Source organism: Pseudomonas sp. 21LCFQ010 (assembly GCF_024129905.1).
Taxonomy (GTDB): domain Bacteria; phylum Pseudomonadota; class Gammaproteobacteria; order Pseudomonadales; family Pseudomonadaceae; genus Aquipseudomonas.
In genome coordinates this window covers 48,056-62,943 of the sequence record NZ_JAMYDZ010000028.1, presented here as the reverse complement: position 1 = coordinate 62,943, position 14,888 = coordinate 48,056, and the positions used below count along the sequence as shown (strand labels likewise).

Annotated in this window: 15 protein-coding genes; 4 read left to right on the top strand and 11 right to left on the bottom strand. The window is 62.0% G+C overall.

The genetic code is table 11. The features are described 5' to 3' along the window. The first annotated feature begins 25 nt into the window (after window positions 1-25). Complete coding sequence (locus NJC38_RS24360; RefSeq protein ID WP_253117422.1) at window positions 26-496, top strand: prepilin peptidase; 471 nt, start codon at window positions 26-28, stop codon at window positions 494-496. Window positions 497-632: 136 nt separating this feature from the next. After that, complete coding sequence (locus tag NJC38_RS24355) at window positions 633-1,412, top strand: response regulator transcription factor (protein ID WP_253117421.1); 780 nt, start codon at window positions 633-635, stop codon at window positions 1,410-1,412. Window positions 1,413-1,430: 18 nt separating this feature from the next. Here NJC38_RS24355 and NJC38_RS24350 read toward each other — a convergent pair whose 3' ends face one another. From NJC38_RS24350 to cpaB, 9 genes are all read right to left on the bottom strand, one after another. Next, complete coding sequence (locus tag NJC38_RS24350) at window positions 1,431-2,021, bottom strand: hypothetical protein (RefSeq protein WP_253117420.1); 591 nt, start codon at window positions 2,019-2,021, stop codon at window positions 1,431-1,433. A gap of 215 nt (window positions 2,022-2,236) precedes the next feature. Then, entirely contained in the window at window positions 2,237-2,506 is a 270-nt protein-coding gene (locus NJC38_RS24345; RefSeq protein ID WP_253117419.1) for a DUF3613 domain-containing protein, read from the bottom strand. Next, on the bottom strand, window positions 2,503-3,258 hold the full coding sequence (locus tag NJC38_RS24340; RefSeq protein WP_253117418.1) for a tetratricopeptide repeat protein: 756 nt from the start codon (window positions 3,256-3,258) through the stop codon (window positions 2,503-2,505). Before NJC38_RS24340 ends, NJC38_RS24345 begins: the two co-directional genes overlap by 4 nt. Window positions 3,259-3,283: 25 nt before the next feature. Next, entirely contained in the window at window positions 3,284-4,174 is an 891-nt protein-coding gene (locus NJC38_RS24335; protein WP_253117417.1) for a type II secretion system F family protein, read from the bottom strand. A gap of 1 nt (window position 4,175) precedes the next feature. Next, window positions 4,176-5,060, bottom strand: coding sequence for a type II secretion system F family protein (locus tag NJC38_RS24330; protein WP_253117416.1), 885 nt, complete (start codon window positions 5,058-5,060; stop codon window positions 4,176-4,178). Window positions 5,061-5,078: 18 nt separating this feature from the next. Then, window positions 5,079-6,335, bottom strand: coding sequence for a CpaF family protein (locus tag NJC38_RS24325; RefSeq protein ID WP_253117415.1), 1,257 nt, complete (start codon window positions 6,333-6,335; stop codon window positions 5,079-5,081). Next, on the bottom strand, window positions 6,335-7,525 hold the full coding sequence (locus NJC38_RS24320; RefSeq protein WP_253117414.1) for a pilus assembly protein: 1,191 nt from the start codon (window positions 7,523-7,525) through the stop codon (window positions 6,335-6,337). The genes NJC38_RS24325 and NJC38_RS24320 overlap by 1 nt, the downstream gene beginning before the upstream one ends. After that, window positions 7,522-8,805, bottom strand: a complete 1,284-nt coding sequence (locus NJC38_RS24315) for a type II and III secretion system protein family protein (protein WP_231906372.1) — start codon at window positions 8,803-8,805, stop codon at window positions 7,522-7,524. Before NJC38_RS24315 ends, NJC38_RS24320 begins: the two co-directional genes overlap by 4 nt. Window positions 8,806-8,825: 20 nt before the next feature. After that, a complete protein-coding gene (cpaB, locus tag NJC38_RS24310; RefSeq protein ID WP_253117413.1) occupies window positions 8,826-9,800 on the bottom strand; it encodes a Flp pilus assembly protein CpaB in 975 nt (324 codons plus the stop codon). 300 nt (window positions 9,801-10,100) lie between these two features. Here cpaB and NJC38_RS24305 point away from each other — a divergent pair, with 300 nt between their 5' ends. Together NJC38_RS24305 and NJC38_RS24300 are read left to right on the top strand one after the other, a co-directional pair. Then, window positions 10,101-10,289 carry a Flp family type IVb pilin gene (locus NJC38_RS24305; protein ID WP_253117412.1) on the top strand — a complete coding sequence of 63 codons (189 nt, stop codon included), beginning with the start codon at window positions 10,101-10,103 and terminating at the stop codon, window positions 10,287-10,289. A 71-nt stretch (window positions 10,290-10,360) separates the two neighbouring features. Next, window positions 10,361-10,771 carry a response regulator gene (locus NJC38_RS24300; protein WP_253117411.1) on the top strand — a complete coding sequence of 137 codons (411 nt, stop codon included), beginning with the start codon at window positions 10,361-10,363 and terminating at the stop codon, window positions 10,769-10,771. A 98-nt stretch (window positions 10,772-10,869) separates the two neighbouring features. Here NJC38_RS24300 and NJC38_RS24295 read toward each other — a convergent pair whose 3' ends face one another. Further along, a complete protein-coding gene (locus tag NJC38_RS24295) occupies window positions 10,870-12,552 on the bottom strand; it encodes a POTRA domain-containing protein (protein ID WP_253117410.1) in 1,683 nt (560 codons plus the stop codon). A 128-nt stretch (window positions 12,553-12,680) separates the two neighbouring features. Continuing rightward, complete coding sequence (locus NJC38_RS24290; protein WP_253117409.1) at window positions 12,681-14,408, bottom strand: collagen-like triple helix repeat-containing protein; 1,728 nt, start codon at window positions 14,406-14,408, stop codon at window positions 12,681-12,683. Between the last annotated feature and the right edge of the window lie 480 nt (window positions 14,409-14,888).

The following is a 14,888-nucleotide window of genomic DNA, read 5'->3' as shown; positions in this document are numbered from 1 at the left end:
CGAAATACAGGATGTTTTTTACTCAATGAAATTACTTTTCCTACTCATATGGTTCGCCCTCTGTGCCGAACAGGATGCCCGGCGCAGACAAATCACCAATACCCTGACACTGGGTGCTTGTGCCGCTGCACTGGGGTGGTTGCTGTATAGCGGTCAGACCTGGCTGGGCGCCGAACCCGCCGAGGGTGGCCGAGCCCTGCTATTGGCGCTGGCCATGACCCTGCCCGGTTACGCGCTGGGACGTTTGGGGGGCGGCGACGTAAAGCTGCTGGCGGCTCTGGCGCTGGCCAGTGACAGCCTGTATCTGCTGGGCACATTCATCGGCGCAGCCGTGACGGTGGTCGTGTGGCTAGGCGTCCGACGAGCGGTATTTGGTGTTCTCGGTCATGGTCTGGCTGCACGCTATAGCCCGATGAATCCTGACTCCGGGGAAAAATTTCCGTTCTCGCCGTTCCTGTTTACGGGGCTGCTGCTGGTGGCCCTTTGCATCCGCTAGTCAGAATCAGGTTTTAGTCCTATGTACATAGTCAACAAGTGCGTCTAGGTTAAAGACACACCCGAACTCAAACCCTGCCCCCGTGGCAGGGATCAATGTGCAAGGAATTCGGGAATGGTCAGGCAGGGAGTAGCGCGTGAACAAGTATTCGGCAGTGAAAATTCTGGTGGTCGACGATCAGCCGCTGATCGTTGAAGAGTTGGCCGAGTTTCTCGATGGTTGTGGCTATGTCTGTGTGCAGTGCAGCAGCGCCCTGGAGGCCGTTGAGCGGTTTCGCGATGACGCAAGTATCGGCATTGTCCTTTGCGATCTGGAAATGCCCGGTATGAACGGCATTGAACTGGTCGAGACGATGAAGCAGATCGGCGGCAAGAAACACCTGTTCGAAGCCATCATGCTGACCGGGCGCGCCGAAAAAAGGGACGTTATCAACGCCCTGCGCGCCGGGATTTCCGATTACTACCAGAAACCGGTAGACCTCGACGAGTTGCTCGAAGGCGTACAACGCCAGGAATTCGCCCTGCAGGAACGGCAAAACAGCCTGCAGAAGCTTGGCCAGCTCAATGAAAAGCTGCAATTTCTGGCCGCCTCTATCGACGATCTGTACCACGACCTGGACAACGCTCGCCCGCCGCTGGTGCCGCAACTGTCGGCTAACGATCAGAGCAACAATAATGTTGTCGATGTGCCTGACCTGTTCTCTGCCCTCTCGCCTCGCCAGCTGGACGTGGCGCGGCTGGTTGGCAAGGGCCAGACCAACTACCAGATTGCCTGTGAGCTGGGGATTACCGAGAACACCGTCAAGCTCTATGTCTCTCAGGTACTGCGCCTGACCCACATGCACAATCGCACCCAACTGGCGCTGGCCCTGTCGCCGGGCGCTGGAATGGCTCGCAGCCGGATCACCGAGCACTGAGCAGGACAACTCACGGGATCAAACTCCCACCATTCCCTGTGGAGGTGAGAACATCTCGCCCAGGTTCAGGATCCAGATCAGCACACCGATCAGGATCCAGACGCCGTTCGCCCAGCTGTATTGGTTGTTACCCGCGCCCAGTGGATCACCGGCCATACGATTGATCGCCCGCTGCACCCGGATCATGACCAGCAGGGTCAACAGTTGCAGCACGCAGCCCAACATCAGTAGCAATACTGGCTGGTGTAGCAACAGCAGCGGACTGATGAAACCCAGCACGCCCAGGACAATCAACAGCCACGCGCATGTGCGGGGAAACCAACGAAACTCGCGCCCCGCGATGTGCAGCAGGATGTCGACGTTGCGCATCAGCGAGTAAATGAAAAAGATCGAGAAAAATGCCCTCAGCCAGGGGACTACCCGCACACCTGAACAAGCCCGCCAGGCCGCCCATTGTCGGTAGTGCCAGTAAATCCAGTAAAGGCCCACGGTAGCCACAGAAAGCACCACTAACTTGCTGATGGAGACCACGTAGAACTGTTCGTGGCTGACCGCTGGCAACAGCGATTCGGAGCGGGGCGAAGCATAAGGATTTTCAGACATGTTCATCACCTTGGGGCCAGGGGCAGACAGATATGCCCGCTGGGGTAGCGCAACATAAAGCGGCGCCCCAGGTGAGTCACGCGCTCACCAGCCGTATGCCGGCGAGCCGATAATTTTCAGCCCATTCCTACAAGATCAGGTAAAAAAGGCTACCTGTAGAAGATCGCCCACTGCGAAGCCTTCGCCGCTCAAGCGGCTCCTGCAATGTCACGCAGCAGCCATCAACGACTGCCCCCTGCCACCTTGCCGCCCTGCTCCTGGTCGAAAAACTCCGGAATCTTGTGGTTGTTGCTGTCCAGCCAGCGCTGCAGGCTTTGTTCGCGCTCGGTGGGGGTGGCGGTTTGCGGGATTTTCGAGGCGGCATTGCCCTTGACCTGCAACTGCAACCAGGTTTCGGTCTGTTGCTGGGCCTTCGAGGCCGGTCCAGGCTCGATGGCCCAGGCCATGCTGTGCAGCCCCAATAACACAGCGATACCGATCAGCGCTTTCATGGTTGGCTCCTGACATTGGCAGTGTGGGTTGTGTCCATCCCGGCGGTCATGGCTGGCGCCGGGGCCGGTGCAAGCGCCTGCGGCCGTTGGGCGGGCGCCGCAAGCTGGGTCGCGCGCTGTTGCGCGGCGCTGACCTGACGCGGCGTCAGCCCGGCGCGGGTGGTCAGCTCGGCGGCCTGCTGCCACTGGTCCTGGTAAATCAGCAGGGTCACCAGGTTCTGCGCCGGCAGGTTGTCCGAGGGTTTGAGTTCCAGCGCGGTCATGAACTGAAAGCGCGCCTGTTCCAGTTTGAGCTGGTTCAGGTAGGCGATGCCCAGGTCGTTGCGGACTTTCTCGTCGGTGGGCGCCAGTTTTGCGGCACGTTGCAGGTGCTGCTGGGCCTGTACGTAGTCACCCCGGGTGGCGGCGATCTGGCCCAGGCCATGCTCGCCTTCGGCGGCGCGGCAGGTGCCCAGCAGGCTGCGGTACAGCGGCTCGGCTTCAGCGCTGCCCAACTGGCGTAACACCCGTGCCTTGCGCAGGCGCACCTCGCCCAGCTCAGCGGGCAGGTCTTCGAGGTTGGCCAGGCTGGCATGCAGACGTCCCTCGTCTGCCATGCCTTGCGCCAGATTGATGGCCAACTCCTGATCGGAACTCAATTTGCCGCAGTTTCCCTGGCTGCTGCCATTCAAGCCCTGAACCCAGGGCGCATGCCCCTCACTGGCACAACCGCTCAACATCAAAAACCCGCATACCGCGATCACTGCTTTCATCGCCCGCTTTCCTTGTACGACGCATTCATTTGCTGCCCAGTGCCTGGCTGATGGCAGTAAACCCTGGACCGGCCAGCACGATCAGCAAAGCCGGGAACAAAAACACCATCATCACCACCGACATCTTCGCCGACAGCTTGGAGATGTACTCCTGCAAGCGCGTCAGACGTCGATCGTCGATCAGTTGCTTGAGTGCCAGCAGCGAGCGCAAGGCACCACCGCCCTGATGGATCAACTGGTTGAGGATCACACAGGTGTCACTGAATTCGTCCACCGCCAGCAGGCTGGAGGTCTTGCGCAGCTCGTCACCCAGCTCCAGTCCGGAATCGACGCGCACCAGAATCACACGGATTTCCTCGGACAACACCGGCAGCAGTTCCTTGCCTTCGTTGCTCAGCACACGCAGCGCCTGCTCCACCGCCATGCCTGACTCAAACAGAATGCGCAGCAGCGGAATGAAGGTCGACACCTCGACCACGATTTGCTTTTGCCGATGCTGAGCGACCGCCGCCAACACCCGCTTGGGTAATAGATACCCAATGCCCAGCGCAAACAACGGCGCGATCAGCGGATTGGCCGCGTCCGCGAAAAACAGCACCTGCACGAACAACGTGAGGCTGACCAGGCCCAAGGGCACGCCAATCTGACACGCGGCATACAACGAGCGCTTACTCGCGCGTCGCCAGCCGATACGGTTGAGCAGGACCTGGGTCTCGCTGTCCATGCTCACCGCTTTGCGTCCCAGCGGGGTGTCGCCCAGCAGCCGCAGCCAACTGCCGATGCGGCTCTCGCGAATCGTCTGGCCTTGCAGGCGCATGACAACCTGGCGCTCATTGCGGCGCACCAACGCCATGTGCGACACCAACAGCCCAAAGGCGGCGAGGAACATCAAGACACTGAGCAGCAGCAAGCCCATCTCAAATGCTCCTCAACATGCGCCACAGCAACAGGCAGCCAGTCACTTGCATGGCAAACGCGACCAGCAGCATCTTCTGCCCGCTGTTGTCGTTCCACATATGCAGCAAGTACTCCGGGCTGGAGAGCATGAAATAGCCGGCCAGCGAAATGGGTAACGACCCCAGCACCACGGCGGTCAGGCGCGTTTCGCCGGTCATTGCCTTGAGCTGGCGGGACATCTGCTCGCGCTCGCGAATCAGCTTGATCAGGTTTTCCATCAGTTCACTGGCATTGCCGCCATAGCGGTGGTTGACCCGCAGGCCGAGGGCGAACAGGTGCAGTTCGTCGCGCTCATAGAGTTCGGCAAAGTCATGGGCGGCATCGGGCAGGCTGACGCCCAGTTGGACGTTGCGCTCGATCCTTGCCATGCCACCGCGCAGCGGCTGGTCAGCCGCCTCGATGCCATGCAGCACCGCATCGGCCAGGGTGCGTCCGGACTTGAGGCTGCGCACCGTGTGGTCAAGCATCTGCGGCAGTTGCTCGATCATCCGCAGCACCCGTTTGCGATAGCGCCATGACACGTACATGCGCAATGTGAAGGGCACGCCGAACAGGCCTGCGAGCAGGCCAGGCCAGTCAGCCAGCAGGTAACCAAAGACAATGGCCAGGCCCCAGACCGCCAGCACCAGCTTCATGCGCTCGGCCGGCCGGCCCATGCCGGCGCGCAGAAACGCCCGCTCCAGACGTTGCATACCGGGCTTTTCCGGTTTTACCACGACCCGGCCCTGGTTCAGCCGCTGCAAAACCCGCTCATTGGCCCCGCGGTTCAGCGCGGTGTAGAACAGATAGCCGGCGGCGGCCAAGAGCACAATCGCCAGCAAGACCAGCACCAGGGTCGCTTTCATGGCCGTCTCTCCTTGCGCCTAGTACATCGCTCGCAGTTTGTCGCCCGCGGCATGCACCGCTTCGCGGTGGAAGCCATAGCCGGTGCGCTTGTCGAGGCGGAACAGGGTGTTGGTGACATAGATGTCGTCACGCATGCCCACCACCTCGACCACCTCACTGACACAGCGCCGGCCATCGGGCAGACGGGTCAATTGAATAATCACATCCAGCGCCGCACAGACCATTTGGCGCAGGGTCTTTTCAGCGATCTGGCGGCCGGTAAGGCCGACCAGGGTTTCCAGGCGCAGCAGAGCATCCTGGGCATTGTTGGCGTGCACAGTGCTCATCGAACCTTCGTGGCCGGTGTTCATCGCGGTGAGTACATCGAGGACTTCGACCCCGCGAATCTCGCCGAGGATGATGCGGTCCGGGCGCATCCGCAGGGCATTGCGAATCAGGTCACTGGCGCGCACTTCGCCATGCCCCTCGGCATTCGGCGGGCGGGTTTCCAGGCGCACCACATGGGGGTGGCTCAGTTGCAATTCGGCGACGTCTTCGATGGTCACCAGCCGCTGGTGAGTGTCGATCAACTGGCTCAGGACGTTGAGCATGGTGGTCTTGCCGGTCCCGGTACCACCGCTGATCAGGATATTGCAGCGTTTGCCCACCGCGTCCTGGAAGAACTCGAAGATCGCCTGATCGATGGCCTGGGTGGCCACCAGGTCAGCGCTCTTGAGCATGTCTTTGCGAAATTTACGAATCGACAGGCACGGGCCGTCCAGGGCAATCGGCGGAATGATCGCATTGACCCGGCTGCCGTCGGGCAGCCGCGCATCGACCATCGGCGATGACTCGTCCAGGCGCCGCCCCAGCGGGGCGAGGATGCGCTGCATGACCCGCTCGACATGGTGCGAGTCGATGAACCGCAGGTCGGTATGGTGCAACACCCCGTCACGCTCGATGAACACCTTGCCGGGGCCGTTGACCAGAATCTCGGTGACCGACACATCGCGCAGCAACACTTCCAGCGGCCCGAAGCCGGTGAGTTCATCCACCAGTTCTTCAGCCAGACGCTCCATTTCATACCGGGAAATCGCCAGCCGCAAACGTGCGACATACTCGGCGACCTTGTCGATGACGAACTGCGCCAGCGCCGGACGCGAGCCTTCCAGCAGGTTGCGGCCGTGCTCTTCGATACCGTCGATGATGTAGCGGTGCAGTACCAGCTTCAGGCCCTGGGCATCATCGCCCGGTTGCTGGCTGCGCGAAGACGCGCCAAACGGTTTGTCAGGCATCAGCGATTCCTCAATAGCCGGCTGAACCAGCGTTCAGTACGTTTTTCGGCTCGCCCGGAGTGGCTGATCAGGTGCTCGCCCAGTTGCCGCAAACCGGCCGACAACGACTCACGCGGCGCCAGCTCGAACAGGGTCACCCCCTGATTCTTGGCGTTCAGGCGCAACTCCGGACTCAGCGCCAGCACCGAGACCACCGGCAGGCCGAACGTCTTGCCCACCGTCTCGGCATTCGGTGCCACCGCGCGCAGGTAGCGATCGACCAGCAACACCGCGTGCTGCAATTTCATGCCCTTGTCGCGCCACAGGTTGAGGATCGCCAGGTTGCGCCGACACTCAATGACACTTTGGTCGGTGTACCAGACCAATTGATCGCAATGGCTGACCAGGGTGCGCAAGGCCTCGCTGTCAGGCTGGCCGACCAGATTGATGATCACGTGCTGGAAGTGCTGGCGCAGCGCGCTGAGCAGCATGTACAGCTCGGCGGCGCTGGAACGCTCCAGGTCGTCATCGGCATCGGTGTAAGCAAGAATCCGCAGACCACTGTCAGCGGTGGTAAACGCACTGTCGATCAGGGTCGAGTCCAGCCGCCGCAGGTGCCGCAGCGCATCGCCAAAACTGAATGATGACTCCAGGCCCAGCAATGCCAGGCTGTCACCGCGTGGCAAGCCCAGGTCCAGCAGCAAGGTGCGCTGTTCGGTCTTCTGCACTACCAGCGCCAGGTGGCTGGAAATCAGTGCTCCGTCGCCGTCGCACTGCGCACCGTAAAGCACGGTCAGGCCGCTCATGTTCGGGTTGGATGCCGCCGCCGGCAGGCGCTTGCCCAGCCGCCGCACCAGACCCGCCACTTCACTGGAGCGCGAGCCATACGCGACAAAGTCCCGTGCCCCGGCACGCATGGCAGTGAGCACCAACTGATTGTCCATGCCGTCGCCCAAGGCGACGATGGCCAGCATCGGCTTGGCTTCCAGCGCGCCTTCGATCAGCGCACTCTGGTTCATCAGGTGATCACGATCCAGCCCCACGAACACCACGCTGGCGAAGGTCACATCGACCAGCGCCAGCAGATCGTCGAGGCTGCCGGAACCGGCGCTGACCACCTGCCCCAACGAGCCCAGGGCGCCCTGCAGCCATTCCAGGTCGGCCGGGTTACGGGTGATCGCCAGAAAGGTCTGGCTCAGGCTCTGGCTCATTGCGACAACCCGCTGCGGCGCTCGAAGTCGCCGCGCTCAAGAAACATCATGCGGTAGAAGTTCGGGTCGTAATTGCGCAGTCCTTCGCCGGGCAACGAAGGCAGTTGCGCATCACGGGCCAGCGGCTGGACCAAGTGGGGAGTCACCACCATCAGCAACTCACGCTCTTCACGGTTGATCTGCGAATTGCGAAAGAACGCGCCCAGCACCGGGATATCGCCAAGGCCTGGAAACTTGCCCACTTCCGAACTGTTCTTGTTGCTGATCAGGCCGCTGATCACGAAGCTCTCGCCATCGGCCAGGGAGATGCTGGTGTCAGTGCGGCGCACGTTAAGCGCCGGCACACTGGTGCCGGAAACCGTGATGCCGGCGGTGAAATCCAGCTCACTGACCTCCGGCGCCACTTTGAGCAAAATGCGCTCGTTGCTGACCACGGTCGGCGTCAGGGTCAGGCGCACACCGAACGCCTTGTACTCAATGGAAATCCCGCTGCCCTCGGCGTTGGGCACCGGCACCGGAAACTCGCCACCGGCCAGAAAGCTCGCGCTCTGCCCGCTCAGCGCTACCAGGCTCGGCCGTGCCAGGGTATAGGCAAAACCGCTGTTCTCCATGGCGTTGAGCATGCCCAGCACCTTGCTGCTGCCACCGCCCCAGACGATGTTGAACATGTTGTTGTTCAGCGGCACCACCGTATTGGAAGGCAGGATCGGCCCCACGGTGCCGGCCGGGGCATCAACAATCGACGGCACAATGCCCGGCGTCACCCCTAGCGAGCCGGGCACCGTTCCCGGTGAGCCGAACAGTGAGTTGTTCGAGCCCTTGCCGAAAATCGAGAAATTGGCTTCTTTGAGTTTGGTGCGGCTGACCTCGACAAAGCGGATGTCGGTCTGCACCTGAATCGGCAGCGGCTCTTGGCCGGCCTGGCTACGCGCGGTTTCAGCCAGTGCCGCGCTGGCCTTGCCGCGCACGAACACCATGCTCTGCTGCGGCGCGCTGGCGCAGCCGGTCCAGACCATCAGGCTGGTGGCGCCGCCACTGATCCCGGTCACAATCACGCCCTGGGTGCCAGCGGCCTGCACATCGGCGATCTTCGGATCACCCACCGCAACGCGAGTAATCGTCACACCGGGGCGGATATCGCGTTGTGCCCCCTGGTCCACTTCCAGCACCGGCGGCAGGGCCGACAGCGCCGCACAGCCACTGGCTGCCGCGCGGGCAGAGCCTGCCCATACCCCTGCCAGCACACACATCGCAGTAACCGAAAGGAAACGACTGCTCATCAACTGCATCCTTGCTCAAATCAGGGGTTCGGTTGGGTAACCTGGTTGCCGCGAATCACTTCCATCGCCTTGACCGCCCGCGGCGCAGCAGCGTCATCGCGGCGCGGTGCGGGCGCCAGGGTCAGTTGGCTAAACCGCGTCAGGCTGCGCGCGGTCGAGTCCAGGCGCAGGGCGACGTCCTGGCTGCCAGGGTCGGCCGCCCAGTATTGCTGCAGGTGCTTTTCGTCGGCGCTGCGTACCGCCAGCCGCAGCACCCCGGTCTGCGAGGCAAGCATCAAGCGGTCCTGCAACGGCGCCGGCACGGCGAGCACGACGCTGCGCACATTGCCCCGCTGCTGCTCTTGCTGGACCCGGATATCGGCACCGGAGGCCTGTACCGGGCTGCCATCGAGCGCCGGGCCGAGCAACGCCCCGACCCCCAACACCCGCAATGCCGGCACCACCACCTGGCTGGAGCGCAGCGGGTTATCAGTGTCCTGCGGCAGGTACAGCAATACATCGACATAGTCGCCGGGGCTCAGATGCCCGGCCGCGCTGGCGACCTCATCCACGGCCACGGCCAGCGCCCGCTCACCCGGGCGGATCATCCGCGCCAGGCCGCCACCGGCCTCGAAGCTGGCGGCATTCAGCCAACTGCCCGCCGCCAGTGGCCGCCAGCTGTTGCGCCCGAGCACTTCCTCAAAGGTACTGAAGCTGCCCTGCGGCGCGACCTTGAGCCGCTCGATGACCAGGTCTTCGGGCTGGATGGGGACATAGGCAGGCAGGTCGCGGGCCAGCACCACGACGTTCTTGCGCAGCGCTTCCTCGGCTGAGGTTGCCGTTGCTGTGGGCGCTGGCGGCAAGGCTTCGACCGGCGCGGCCGGGGCCTGGGCGGTGTCGACAACAGCGGGCGCGGGGGCGGGCGGTTCACGACTGATCACCACCCCGAGATACCCGGCCAGAATCGCACCCAACAGGGAAAACACCGCCAGGGCCAGGGTAACGCGACTGCTCATGACGACTCTCCGGTTGTCATCTCATGACCACTTCGACGCATCGGGTCGTGATTTCCATGCTCCATTTCGTTATAGGAATGTAGATCACCCATTCGAAAACGCCATGAGCGGTTGCAAATAACCTGTTTATACAAGCGCGTTCATGACTATTGGACGCAAGGCCGACAGTTATAACTTTAGGTTTAATGCTTTATTACGATTGTGGGCCGCGTCATTGCAGACAATGCTGTAGTTGCAACCCGCAAGATTCAGCGGTGCAGTGAAGGCTCACTGCACTGAATACGTGCAAGGAGAACGACCATGTTCATTACTCAGCTGTATGTACGCGCCTATGTGAGCATCCTTGCTTTCATGAAAAACCGGGAAGCGGCCTCGGCGATTGAATACGCGATTGTCGCGGCGATGGTCGCGGCTGTGATCGTGACGTTCATCACTCCGATCGGTGATAAGGTTAAAGCCATTTTCACCAACATATCGAGCAGCCTCTAACTTTAACAATACGCCGACTGCATCAGCCCTGATTACTGAAGCAGTCTCAGTTGGCGTTTTCAGGAATATCTATGGCCGTCCATCACACCCGCCAGCAACTGCTCCTGGTTGACGATGAAGAGGACGCCAATGAAGAACTGGCAGAGCTGCTCGAAGGCGAGGGGTTCTGCTGCTTCACTGCGTCCTCGGTCAAACAGGCGTTGCAAGAGCTGACCCGCCACCCGGATATCGCACTGGTCATTACTGACCTGCGCATGCCGGAAGAAAGCGGTATCCAGCTCATCAAGCGCCTGCGCGAACACACCTCACGCCAGCACCTGCCGGTGATCGTCACCTCCGGCCACGCCGATATGGAAGATGTCAGCGACCTGCTGCGTTTGCAGGTGCTGGATCTGTTCCGCAAGCCGATCTATCACGTGCGCCTGATCGAAACCCTCAATAACCTGTTTCCCGAACCCAAGCTTTATCAGGTCAGCCCCTGATCCGCGCTCACAACGCCGTATTGCCGAATACAACCCATGTTCAGATGCCCGCCCTCCACCGGTGCAAACGTGTTTGCGCCGCTGGAGGGCGGTTCCGATCACAGCTGGTAACTGAAACTCAGGGTAAAACGTGGGTTGCGGTTGAAGCTGTCCAGGCCGGGGTCGGACAGTGGCTTGGCGGCTTCCAGGGCAATGTTGTAATAACGCGAATCACCAAAGCGCACCCCCAGCGCCGCCGATGACATTCTTGCGTCCTTGATCGGCAAGGCGTTGAACGAAGTACGTGCAGCGTCAAGCACCGCATAAGGCTGGATGACTTTCAGCCAGCGGCCATCATCGCGGTTGAAGCTGTAGTTGAGCTCATAGGCCACCCCCCAGCCCTTGTCACCGGTGGCCTGGTCGTTGGGGTAACCGCGGCCGAAGTTCTGCCCGCCAAACTGCGCCCGTTCGCTGTCGGGCAAATTGTCGTCACTCCAGTACAGTGCTGCCGACAACACCCCCTGCCAGTGCTGCCCAAAGCGGTCGCTCTGCACCCCGGAGACGCGCAGGCGCAAGAAGTCCAGGTCGAACAGCTCATCGGTGGTTTTCGCCCCCATGCCATCGATGCCCTGATAGACACCGGCACTGAGAATGCGCAACTGCCGATCCGTGGATTTGCGCCAGTCACCCTCGAACGCCAGGGCGCGCAAGTCGGTGCGGGTTTCGATACTCAACGGCAGGCCGACCACCTGGAAACGGGTCTTGTCGTTGACCGCATACAAGCGCGTACCGACGCTCAGCCACTGGTTGGCGGCCGCAATCAGCGGGTGGCTGATGCCCAGCGACAGGCGGTCGTTCTCGCGATGTTGGCTCAGCTCCAGACCGTTATCGAGCGCCAGCCGGGTGTCCGGGTCGGCCTTGTAGCGCGAGCCCCACAGGCTCAACTGAGTGCCTTCTGCGTTGAGGTACTGGGTGTAGTCCAGCCGCCAGTAGTGCTCTTTGTCATCACCGGGCGGAAACAGCCCGCTGAGGCTCAGTTGTTCGGCCATCGCCGTCTGTGCATTGCTGTTGAGGCCGAGCAGCGCCTGCATGCCCTTGCGGTTGTCATCGGTCAGCCCCAGGCTGCTGGTGAACGGCTTGCGTGACGCTGTGGCGATCAGCGTGGTGGCGCCGTCGGTGGTGCCCGGCGGCGGCACACTGGCCTGCAGGGTCACCCCCGGCACGCGGCTCATCAGGGTGGTGTAACGCTCGAAGGTCTTGCGGGTCAGTGGCCGCTCCTGACGAATCTTGTCGACCAGCTGTTGCAGATACGCTGACACCCGGCCCAGCTCCCCTTGCAGCTGGTAATCGCGCACATAGCCTTCGACCAGCACCACCCGCACCAGCCCGTCATTGAAGTCCTGCGGCGGCAAAAAGGCGTAAGACAGCAGGTAACCGTCCTGCTGATAACGCTGGGTGAGCGCACGAGTGACCTCGATCAGTTCACCCAGCGTCGCGTCGCGGCCGATCATCGGCTTGAACCCGGCAGCCAGTTCTTCAAGTGGGTAAACGCTGCCGCCTTCGATGCGAATCCGCCGCACCGCGACTTTGGTGCTCATCATCAGCGGCGCCGCTTCAGGCGGTGCAGGAGCAGGCAGTTGCAAGGCCGGCGCGGCAGGGCGATAAGCGTCGGCAGGCAGATTGGGCACCGGCAGGTTGTTCTGCCGATCATTGCTATTGAGAAAGCTCGGCAGAGTCTCTGCCTGAACCAGCCAGGGGCAAACCGCAGCCCCCAGAACCAGAACCCGGACATATGCACGCATAGGGACACTCCATGACCATACAACAGCGGCATCTCATATAGAAAAAGGCAGGGGATCATTCCGACTCCCCTGCCTGAAATCAGCTTAGGCGCTGTGTGAAAAGCCGCTACCGGCGCGCCGCTCAAAAGCTACTGCCGGCCCAGCCCGCCCAGCGCCCCGGTGACATTGCCCAGCACACCGCCCAGACCGGTCGCAGTACCGGTGCCTGGTGTCGCACCAGGGGCATTCACCACAGTGCCGATTTGGGCCACAGTGGCGCCGACGCTGCTGACGGTATTGCCCAGCGCACTGCTGACCGCGTTGTTGCCTGTGCCGGCGACCTGACTGCCCAGATTGTTCACGGCACCGCCGACCTGGGTTAGCAGACCATTGACCGGTGCGCCGATACCGGTGGCACCGCCGACCTGCTGGGTGACACTGACCACGTTGCTGACCACCGGTGCCACCGCAGCGCCCACGCTGCTGGTCAGGCCGGCGACCGGCGCGGCCACTGCGGCATTAGGCGTACCGCTACCGCCCAACACGGTGCCGAGCGAGGCGACCGAGCCGCCGATGGCGTTGCCGTTGACGCCCACGGCGTTGAGGACCCCAGCGGTGCTGCTGGCCAGCCCGCTGCCGGCCCCGGACACCACGCCTCCGACGGTTTCCACCAGGCCGATACCACCGGCACCGCCAATGCCGCCGCCGCCAATACCGCCAAGGGCACCGCCGAGACCGCCACTGCCGCCAGGGGCAGGTGTACCGGTGCCGATGGAGCCGGCATTGACCAGCCCGCCAGCATTGCCAAGGGTGTTGCCCAAGGCTGCAACGGTGTTGCCCAGCCCCGCAGTGACCGGGCTGTCGCCACCGGTGGAATTGGCCAGACCGGTGCCGAGGTTGTTCAGGGTACCTTTGACCTGTTGCAGCACACCGCTGACCGGCGCGCCCAGGCCTGTGGCGCTGCCCAGTTTGTCAGTGGTGGATTCGACCATGGCGACCACTGGAACCAGACGATCGCCCACTTGTTGGGTGAGGTTACCCAGAGGACCACTGGTGGTCGCGGCGCTCAGGGTGTTGCCGAGCATGGTGACGCGCTGCCCTACCCCATCGACCACTTGGCCGGTCTTGCTCAGTACACCGCCCACCAGCGGAACCTGTTCGATTTGCGACGATGCACCGAATGCCGCGACACCGCTGCCCAGCGCCGAGACACCGCCGCCAAGATCAGCAGTGGCCTTGCCGGCACCCGACAAGGTGATACCCAGTGCGTTGCTGTCAGTGCCCAGAGTACCCAGGCCTTGGGTCACGGAACCGCCGAGGCTGTTGGTGGCGATGCCGACCGAGGCGATCAGGCCGCCGGCGCCACCGGTCAGGTCGGTGCTGTCGCCGAGAGAGAGGGTGGCGAATGCCTCGCCGATACCGATTACCGCATCGCCCAGACCACTGAGCGCATTGCCGCCTTCAGAAGCGGTTTGCGCAGTGGCTAGGCTGCTGATCTGTACGCCACCGTCATCGTCACCGCCACCACCACCGCCGTTACCGCCTCCATTACCGCCGGTGCCGGCGCTGCCGCCAGAGCCACCGCCGCCAGTACCGCCGCCGGTGCCGCCTGTGCCGCCGCCATCACCGCCATCGATACCGCCGGTCCCGCCACTGCTACCACTACCACCGCCACCGTCAGTAGCGCCGGTTCCGCCCGAACTGCCAGAACCGCCGCTGCCGGCACCGCTGCCATCGGTGCCCGCAGTGCCGCCTGCGCTACCCGAGCCATCTACATGGCTTTTCGAGCCGCCACCGCCGCTGCTGCAACCGGTCAATCCAAGGCTCAGGGCCAATATCAGTGCTGTGCCTGCCTTCCAGAAATGTTGAGTGTTCATGAGCGAATCCATCCAGCAAGTGATTGCTTACCCCACCGACTCCGGGGTCCCCTTAACATGTCGTCCCTGGGGGCATCTCACGCTTCTGGCTAAACGCTCTCAACTCTCAAATTGGTATTAACCGGATATATATCCTGATCTTTGGCCTGCTGTTTTCAATGCACGCAAGTCAATAAAAATGGGCCACCGGGAAGTTTGTGAAGCCCATAATCTGCAGGCTGCACGAACGTTATATATGACTAATTTATGGGGCGTTCCTGTTGTTTTGCAGCCGCTCGCATTTTGGTATTCGGTATATGGTCTACAACCCATACTGTTCACATACCCGCCGCATGCCTTTGTGGGAGCGACCTTGGTCGCGAAGAGGCCGGTAAAGTCACAGCATCTGCTGCGAATGGACCGCTGCCTTCGTTGTGGTCCGGCACCCCGGCAAGCCAACTCCCACCGAGTTAACTGAACAGTATTGGGTCTACAATTGAT

Bases quoted from the DNA above. Each gene is read 5' to 3' on its own strand.
- NJC38_RS24360 (WP_253117422.1), top strand. From the start codon at position 26: ATGAAATTACTTTTCCTACTCATATGGTTCGCCCTCTGTGCCGAACAG.
- NJC38_RS24350 (WP_253117420.1), bottom strand. From the start codon at position 2,021: ATGAACATGTCTGAAAATCCTTATGCTTCGCCCCGCTCCGAATCGCTG.
- NJC38_RS24345 (WP_253117419.1), bottom strand. From the start codon at position 2,506: ATGAAAGCGCTGATCGGTATCGCTGTGTTATTGGGGCTGCACAGCATG.
- NJC38_RS24340 (WP_253117418.1), bottom strand. From the start codon at position 3,258: ATGAAAGCAGTGATCGCGGTATGCGGGTTTTTGATGTTGAGCGGTTGT.
- NJC38_RS24335 (WP_253117417.1), bottom strand. From the start codon at position 4,174: ATGGGCTTGCTGCTGCTCAGTGTCTTGATGTTCCTCGCCGCCTTTGGG.
- NJC38_RS24330 (WP_253117416.1), bottom strand. From the start codon at position 5,060: ATGAAAGCGACCCTGGTGCTGGTCTTGCTGGCGATTGTGCTCTTGGCC.
- NJC38_RS24325 (WP_253117415.1), bottom strand. From the start codon at position 6,335: ATGCCTGACAAACCGTTTGGCGCGTCTTCGCGCAGCCAGCAACCGGGC.
- NJC38_RS24320 (WP_253117414.1), bottom strand. From the start codon at position 7,525: ATGAGCCAGAGCCTGAGCCAGACCTTTCTGGCGATCACCCGTAACCCG.
- NJC38_RS24315 (WP_231906372.1), bottom strand. From the start codon at position 8,805: ATGAGCAGTCGTTTCCTTTCGGTTACTGCGATGTGTGTGCTGGCAGGG.
- cpaB (WP_253117413.1), bottom strand. From the start codon at position 9,800: ATGAGCAGTCGCGTTACCCTGGCCCTGGCGGTGTTTTCCCTGTTGGGT.
- NJC38_RS24305 (WP_253117412.1), top strand. From the start codon at position 10,101: ATGTTCATTACTCAGCTGTATGTACGCGCCTATGTGAGCATCCTTGCT.
- NJC38_RS24300 (WP_253117411.1), top strand. From the start codon at position 10,361: ATGGCCGTCCATCACACCCGCCAGCAACTGCTCCTGGTTGACGATGAA.
- NJC38_RS24295 (WP_253117410.1), bottom strand. From the start codon at position 12,552: ATGCGTGCATATGTCCGGGTTCTGGTTCTGGGGGCTGCGGTTTGCCCC.
- NJC38_RS24290 (WP_253117409.1), bottom strand. From the start codon at position 14,408: ATGAACACTCAACATTTCTGGAAGGCAGGCACAGCACTGATATTGGCC.